The organism is Lachnospiraceae bacterium oral taxon 500 (assembly GCA_002999035.1).
GTDB lineage: Bacteria > Bacillota > Clostridia > Lachnospirales > Vallitaleaceae > W11650.
Genome location: CP027241.1, coordinates 3,194,785 through 3,201,383, shown reverse-complemented (window position 1 = coordinate 3,201,383; position 6,599 = coordinate 3,194,785). Strand labels below are relative to the sequence as shown.

Genomic DNA, 6,599 nt, shown 5'->3' with positions numbered 1-6,599 from the left:
GGTACAGCGCTTAGAGCCGCTCTGGCTCAGTTAGCTGATCCGTCCGAGGAAACGGTAAAGGCAATGGAGGAACTCGGAATATCCTTAGTAGATGACGCAGGAAATATGAAACCGTTGTCGGCGTTAATGGTTAGACTTAAGGAAAGGCTTTTCCAATTTAAGCGAAGCGCAAAAAGCTCAGTATGCCTCTTCTGTTTTTTGGCCGGGAAGCCATGTCGGGAATGCTTGCCATTATTAACAGTTCGGAAGCGGATTTTAATATAAAGTGGGGAGCGCTATCGAGACTCCGGCGGCGCGGCGCAGGAAATGGCTGATATCATGGGAGATACCGTGCAGGGTCAGCTTAAGGAGTTAAAAAATCGAGCGGGTTGAACTTGGACTGCCAATTTTTTCGACACTTTTGGCAAGGACTTAAAAAAACGCCTTGGATTCAGTGACAAAAAAACTGAAAGAAGGAATGACCGCCTTTTTCTAAATTGGACAGTCAAACCAAAAAAAATATTGGGAAAATGATTGCCTTAGCGGCGGCGATTGGCCCAGTTGTAAAAGGACTGTCAGTAGTATTTAAAGTCGGTTCTTTTTCTGGCTCCTCTTTTTGGTAAAATTGCAGGCGCGGCCGGGTCCGGCGGGCTTGGCGGGGCGGCAGCAGCATTGGGCATTGGGTTAGGGCCGTTGATTGGAATTATTGCAGGAGTGGCCGCAGCCGGCTATTTTACTGTATAAGAACTGGGAAACGGTAAAGGCAAAGGGAATGGAGTTTATTGAAGCAATCAAAGCAAAATTCTTCTGAGTTTGGGCCGCATATTCAAAATTTGTTTTCCAATGTTTCAAGTTATTTTAGGTGTGGTACTGCCGGTTGTAGAAGGTTTTTTTGGTGGGGTTTTACAAATGCTAGGGAAGTTGGCACTTGATTTTACGGATGTTATTGGTGGTGCAATTAAGCTCTTGTCCGGATTTACAGACTTTTTAGTGGGGGTCTTTACCGGCGATTGGAGTAAAGCATGGGAGGGCGTTAAGAGTATATTTATCGGTACTTGGGAGATGATCTCCGGCGCACTTAGGGGTAGCATTAATTTTATCATCGGTGGAATCAATGCTTTTCTGTCCGGGTTAAATAAAATAAAACTTCCAGACTGGATACCGGGAGCGGGCGGAAAAGGAGTGAATATTCCTTTAATTCCTACTTTTGCGCAGGGCGTTACTAATTTTAGCGGCGGTATGGCGATTGTAGGTGAGAAGGCCCGGAGTTAGTTACCCTGCCAAGAGGCGCGAATGTATTTCCTAACCGAAATACAGAGCAAATACTTGGGAGCAACATGGTATCTTTTGAAAAAATGCTGTTGGAAAAAAGTCGATACTCGAATGATGCACTGGAAAAGTGGGCGGCACCTATACAACCAATAGAAATAACCGCAGCATAAAGTTTGCACCGGTAGTAAACATATACGGAGCCGGTGAAGGGCGGGAGATGGCGCAAATGGCAAAAGAAGAACTGCGCAAGCTCTGGAAGAATTCATTGATGATGAGGACTTAGCGGGTTAGGGGAGGGAGAATGAATGCTTCAAAAATAGGCGAGGTCATTTTTACGGCAACGACAGAAGAAACGGTTAGTTATGAAAATGAAATTACAGAAAGGCCGGTAGAAGATTTGGGCTATATTTCCGATCATGTCAGGCAAAAGCCCATTAAGTTTAACGTATCGGGAGTTTTGGTAGGGGAAGAGGCGTTTTCTCGTTTGATGAAGTTAAGAGAGTACAGCAAAGGGAAAGAGACACTTCAGTATTATGGGCGAAATGTCTTTTATAATGTGCTCATCGAAACACTTGAAACCGGACATAATAAGGAAACCCGGAATGGTTTTTCCTTTCATATGTCCTGTAAAATCGTGCAACAGGCCGTAAAAAAGGAAATCATAAGAAACCAAGCCATTAACGCGCAAGTAAAGGAAGTTACTAAGCAAGGGAAGATTACGGTCATGCAAAAGCCGGTAACAAAAAAGAAGAAAGAAAGCATCATGCAAAAAGGAGCAAGGCAAGAAGAATGAAGGAAATAGAACTGGAAGAAAAACAAAGGGAAGAAATATCATATCTTCCTTTTCCCAAGGGAAAAATCCCATGCGAGGCGGAGTTCGATTATCAGGGACAGAGTTTTCTTTTGGTCTTTTTTTATAACGAAGCGTATGATTTTTTACTGCCGACTTATATCGACTGGAAAATATGGAAAAAAAGCCGGTTAAGTTAGGGGAAAAGATCGTGTTAAATCAAAGGCTGTTTGAGATAGAAACCGAATTAGACCGGAGTTTGCCGGTAATTGTGCCGGCGGCGTTTTTTGAAGAGAGAAAGGCGGCCAATTGGGAAAGCATGGGAAATGGAGTAGAACTGGTGGTGATAGAATGATTTTTAACCGCAGAGCGCAAATACGGCTGGGACGCTTGGAATATGAAAGCGAAACGCTGGACTTTGATTTTTTTGTTCCTTTTTCTACAGAAATGGAGCCGGATATATCAGAAATATCCCTGTATAATCTATCTCCGCAAACCATTGCGGAAATAAAAAAAAGGAATGCCCGTGGAACTTTTTGCCGGGTATGGGGAAGATATGGGCCTTTTGTGTTTGGGAGAGGTCTTAAATTACAGCACAAAAAATGAGAATGTTGATAGAAAAACAACGTTAAAGGTTGGAAGCGGCGCGGCAGCGTGGGCGGAGATGGAGATTAATAAGACTTATGCGGCCGGGATAACTTCACAGCAGATTTTACAGGATTTACTAAAGAATTATAACCTTACTGTTGCTGATATTACATTAAAGCATAACGTCAAGCACAGAAAGGCCAGAACGCTTAGCGGCAAGTTAAAAAAATATTATTCAAAAAATTGCTAAGGAAACGGAAACAAAAATTTATATCAATCAAGAAAGAGTTTTTGTTCGGCCAACGGAAAAAGGGGACAACAAGGACTTTTATTTATCGGGAGCAACTGGTCTTTTGGGAAGCCCGGAAAGGTGCGAAGTTTCCGAAGGGGAGACAAGGAAAGAAGGGTATAAAATTCAATGCCTTTTGAATCACCAGATCACAACGGACAGAATTGTTGTAATTCAGTCCCAAATGGCAGAAGGTAGTTTTAGAGTAGTAAAGGGAAGCCATAACAGCAGGGAATATATAACAGAAATGGAGGTGCTGCCATGGCAGGCTTAGCAAAATTTGTCAATAAAAAAATAGAAGAAAAATTAGGAGCAATTCATACCCTTTTCTTAGGCAAAGTGGTGGCAGTAAATCCGCTGATTATCTTACCGCTTTTCGGGAACAAAACACAAGTGGAAAAGCCGATGCTATTGGGAAGTGCGGTTTATGAAGTTGGAGACATTGTGCTTTTAGGTGTTTTGCAAGAGTATGCGGAGGGTGGCATAACGCGAAGATTTGATTTATCAGATGCAGTAGTCTTAGGGAAGGTATTTAATTTATGAAAGATTTACAGGTAAAGGGAATGACCTTGTGCTGGAAAATGGGGATTTTAAAATAATATCAGGAGAGGATGAGATTTTGCAGTCCTTAGAAAGGATATTGACAACGAGAAAGGGCGAATGGTTTTTAAATGAAGAGATAGGCCTTGATTATTCGGAATTAGAAAAGAAAGAAGTCGACCAGGAACTGCTGCGGCTTTCTGTTATAGAAGCGGTATTGCAGGAAGAAAGAGTGCAGGAGGTTTTGGATTTAATAATCGAATGGGACAGGGCTAAAAGAGCGTTAAAACTAAGTTTTAATCTGGTTTTAAAAGGGAAAGGTGATTTGTATGGCGGGCATTACGAAGTTTGGCTTTGAGAGAAAACGATATGCGGATATTGAAAAAGAAATGTTCCTTTCCGCAAAAGAAAAATGGGGAGAAGAAATCAATTTATCGGAAAAAAGCGCACTGGGGATATTGCTGCGGATTTTTGCGTGGAGCATTGCCAAAATCTGGCAATTAGGGGAATCTATTTATTTTCAATCCTTTCTTCGATATGCTGAAGGAATTCAACTGGACTATATTGCGGAAAGAGGTGGGATAAAAAGATTCCCAAAAGCAAAGTCTAAAGGTAAGCTGATCATTCGTGGGAATACAGGGAAAGAAGTTTATCGTGGATTTCAAGTACGAACAGAAAGCGGAAAGGAATATCAGGTAACAAGGCCGGGTGTTATTTCGGGAAAACGGAACGGTTGTTCTTCCGGCAGAAAGCCTGCTATGTGGCTCAGAGCAAAATGCAGAGGTTGGAGAAATAACGATAGTCAGTTATCCAGAGACGGGGATTACTTCAGTAACAAATGAAGAAGCATTCGTGGGTGCAAGAGAAGAAGAAACGGATGAAGAATTAAGACGCCGATATAAGGCGGGTTTAAAAAACAAAGGAAAATCAACGATTGCTGGCATTGAAAAGCGGATTTTAGAAAATCCTTCCGTAAAGAGTGTAATCATTGAAGAAAACGACACGGAAACGGCGAATTACGGTATACCAGCGCATGGAATCCGGGTGATCGTGCAGGGCGGAAGCGATGAGGAAATTGCCAGAGCGATTTTGGAGTCGAAAGCGGCCGGTATTAGCACGGCGGGCGCTGTGGCGGTAACGATACAGGATAACAAAGGAAAAAGCCGGGTAGTGCGGTTTCAAAGAACGACAGCAATCATGGTTTATGCGGTGATTAGACTGTCTTTTTATTTGGGCGTAGAAAATAAAGAGCAGCTAAAAGAAAAAGTACAAACGGATGTTTTAAATTATTTGTTGGGGCTTTATGCAGGGGAAGATATTGTAGTTAGCCGGTTAGTATCCCTTGTTATGGGAAATAAGGAAATTAAGGACGCGGCGGTCAAAATCGGCAAAACAGAGCAAAGTTTGGAAGCAAAAAATATTGTATTAGCCGAGGGCGAGACCGTTATCACGGACAAGGGGAAAGTGAAGGTGAGCGATGACCTTTAAAGAAATATGGCAGCGACTTCCTCAAAATTACAGAAAAGTAAGCGGTAATATGGAAAAACTATTAAGGGTGATTAGCGAGCAGTTTTATTTTGCCGCCTCAATGCTGCGCAGTTTATCAAGTTTGCCTTCCCTTGAAAAAGTAAGCGGTCAGACTTTAGATCTTTTGGGGGAAGAAGAAGGAACGGATCGAAATGGAAAAAGCGACGAGGAGTTTAAGCAAGTCATTCGGTTTCAAATTGCTTCCAAGGACAGAGGAGAGGATATCCATTCTCTTAATTCAGCGCTTGATTTTTATTTGCAAGCGGATTTTGTTGAAATCATAGAAGGCGACGCCAAGATAATCGTTGTGGCCGGCCGTTTTTTAACGGCAGAAGAAAAGAGAAAAATCAAAACTTTGGCGGCTGCCGGAGTAGGAGTTGACTTTAAAACGCAGCATACTCTATATCCAGCGAAGGGGAAGACAAAAAGTATCTGTTTAAGCGGGGAAGAGACAAAATTAGAAACCAGAAAGGGGTAAAAAGTGGCGCAGGAATTTTATACCATAATTACTAAGATTGGGCAGGAGAAATTGGTCAGTGCAACAACCGGGCAAAAATTAGAATTTTACCAGTTTGCGGTTGGCGATGGAAATGGGAGATATTATGAGCCAATGGTTTCTCAGTATGCGTTGGTTAATGAAAAGTATCGCGCGAACACAAATGCAACCACGATCGAAGAAAACAGAATTACCATTGAATGCCTGATACCGGCGCATATCGGCGGATTTACGATTCGGGAAATTGGCATTTTTGATAAGCAAGGAAGTTTGGTTTTAGTTGGGAAATATCCGCAAACGGAAAAACCGGTTGATTCATTCGGCGGATTAAAGGATCTTTATATCAAGGTTCAGCTTGAGGTGGATAACCCGGAAACGATTGCTATGACAGTAGACCCCAATGTGGTTATTGTAACCAAACAAAACTTGAATCAGGAGCTATCAAAGTATTTAAAGAAGAACGAAACTGTGAATGATCTGGATTCGTCTGACAAGGATAGACCGCTGTCAGCCGCGCAAGGGAAGCGGCTGAATGAAAATAAGCTGGGGATAACAGAAAAGGCCGCCGACAGCGATAAGCTGGATGGACAAGACTGCACTTATTTTGCAACATCGCAAAAAGCGGACAGTCTGGAAACACAGATTGAGCAGCTGCGGGCGGACATCCAGAATCTTACCCAGCAATTGAATAATAAAGCGGATAAAAATATGATTACAGCCATTCATTTACCCAGTGTAACTCAAGCATGGATTACAAATGCAGGAATGATTGAAACACAAGTGATTTTTGGCAGAACCGAAAAAGTTATGCAAAACATTGATGGTATTCCAATTTATGGGCAAAATGGGCAAACAGTTCAAGTGTCTGTTGGTATGCATGCGTTGATGTATAGCAAGACGGATCAACGATTTTACTTGATTTTTTAAAAATTTACCCATTCCGTCCAAGGACCATTATTGATTTTGTGCCGCCGTTGATATTGGCCATTTGTATTCCGGCGTTCCTGCCAAATCCAGTTGTCAATATTATTATGTTCCTGATTGGATGAGTTTTGTACTGTTAAAACTCCATAGCCAAAACCGGTTTCTAATCCGAATGTGTACCAGCCTGTTTTCAG

At 42.2% G+C, this 6,599-nt stretch carries 11 protein-coding genes and 1 pseudogene; all 12 read left to right on the top strand.

Features of this window, described 5'->3' with window-relative positions:
- The 12 genes and pseudogenes from C3V36_14645 (at nt 1) to C3V36_14590 (ending at nt 6,408) form a co-directional block, all read left to right on the top strand.
- Nucleotides 1–264, top strand: a pseudogene (locus C3V36_14645) (phage tail tape measure protein).
- Between the two features lie 528 nt (nt 265–792).
- Nucleotides 793–1,251: a hypothetical protein gene (locus C3V36_14640; GenBank protein ID AVM70376.1), complete on the top strand. Its 459-nt coding sequence runs from the start codon at nt 793–795 to the stop codon at nt 1,249–1,251.
- A gap of 301 nt (nt 1,252–1,552) precedes the next feature.
- Nucleotides 1,553–2,044, top strand: a complete 492-nt coding sequence (locus C3V36_14635) for a hypothetical protein (GenBank protein ID AVM70375.1) — start codon at nt 1,553–1,555, stop codon at nt 2,042–2,044.
- A complete protein-coding gene (locus tag C3V36_14630; protein ID AVM70374.1) occupies nt 2,041–2,241 on the top strand; it encodes a hypothetical protein in 201 nt (66 codons plus the stop codon). Before C3V36_14635 ends, C3V36_14630 begins: the two co-directional genes overlap by 4 nt.
- On the top strand, nt 2,217–2,396 hold the full coding sequence (locus tag C3V36_14625) for a hypothetical protein (GenBank protein ID AVM70373.1): 180 nt from the start codon (nt 2,217–2,219) through the stop codon (nt 2,394–2,396). Before C3V36_14630 ends, C3V36_14625 begins: the two co-directional genes overlap by 25 nt.
- 165 nt (nt 2,397–2,561) lie before the next feature.
- A complete protein-coding gene (locus tag C3V36_14620; protein AVM70372.1) occupies nt 2,562–2,879 on the top strand; it encodes a hypothetical protein in 318 nt (105 codons plus the stop codon).
- Nucleotides 2,873–3,058 carry a hypothetical protein gene (locus C3V36_14615; GenBank protein AVM70371.1) on the top strand — a complete coding sequence of 62 codons (186 nt, stop codon included), beginning with the start codon at nt 2,873–2,875 and terminating at the stop codon, nt 3,056–3,058. The genes C3V36_14620 and C3V36_14615 overlap by 7 nt, the downstream gene beginning before the upstream one ends.
- 121 nt (nt 3,059–3,179) lie before the next feature.
- Entirely contained in the window at nt 3,180–3,461 is a 282-nt protein-coding gene (locus C3V36_14610; GenBank protein AVM70370.1) for a hypothetical protein, read from the top strand.
- Between the two features lie 28 nt (nt 3,462–3,489).
- Nucleotides 3,490–3,816: a DUF2634 domain-containing protein gene (locus C3V36_14605; GenBank protein AVM70369.1), complete on the top strand. Its 327-nt coding sequence runs from the start codon at nt 3,490–3,492 to the stop codon at nt 3,814–3,816.
- Between the two features lie 350 nt (nt 3,817–4,166).
- A complete protein-coding gene (locus C3V36_14600) occupies nt 4,167–4,946 on the top strand; it encodes a hypothetical protein (protein AVM70368.1) in 780 nt (259 codons plus the stop codon).
- Entirely contained in the window at nt 4,936–5,463 is a 528-nt protein-coding gene (locus C3V36_14595) for a hypothetical protein (protein AVM70367.1), read from the top strand. The genes C3V36_14600 and C3V36_14595 overlap by 11 nt, the downstream gene beginning before the upstream one ends.
- A 3-nt stretch (nt 5,464–5,466) precedes the next feature.
- Nucleotides 5,467–6,408 (top strand): hypothetical protein, encoded by a 942-nt coding sequence (locus C3V36_14590; GenBank protein ID AVM70366.1) that lies wholly within the window; start codon nt 5,467–5,469, stop codon nt 6,406–6,408.
- The last annotated feature ends 191 nt before the right edge of the window (nt 6,409–6,599 follow it).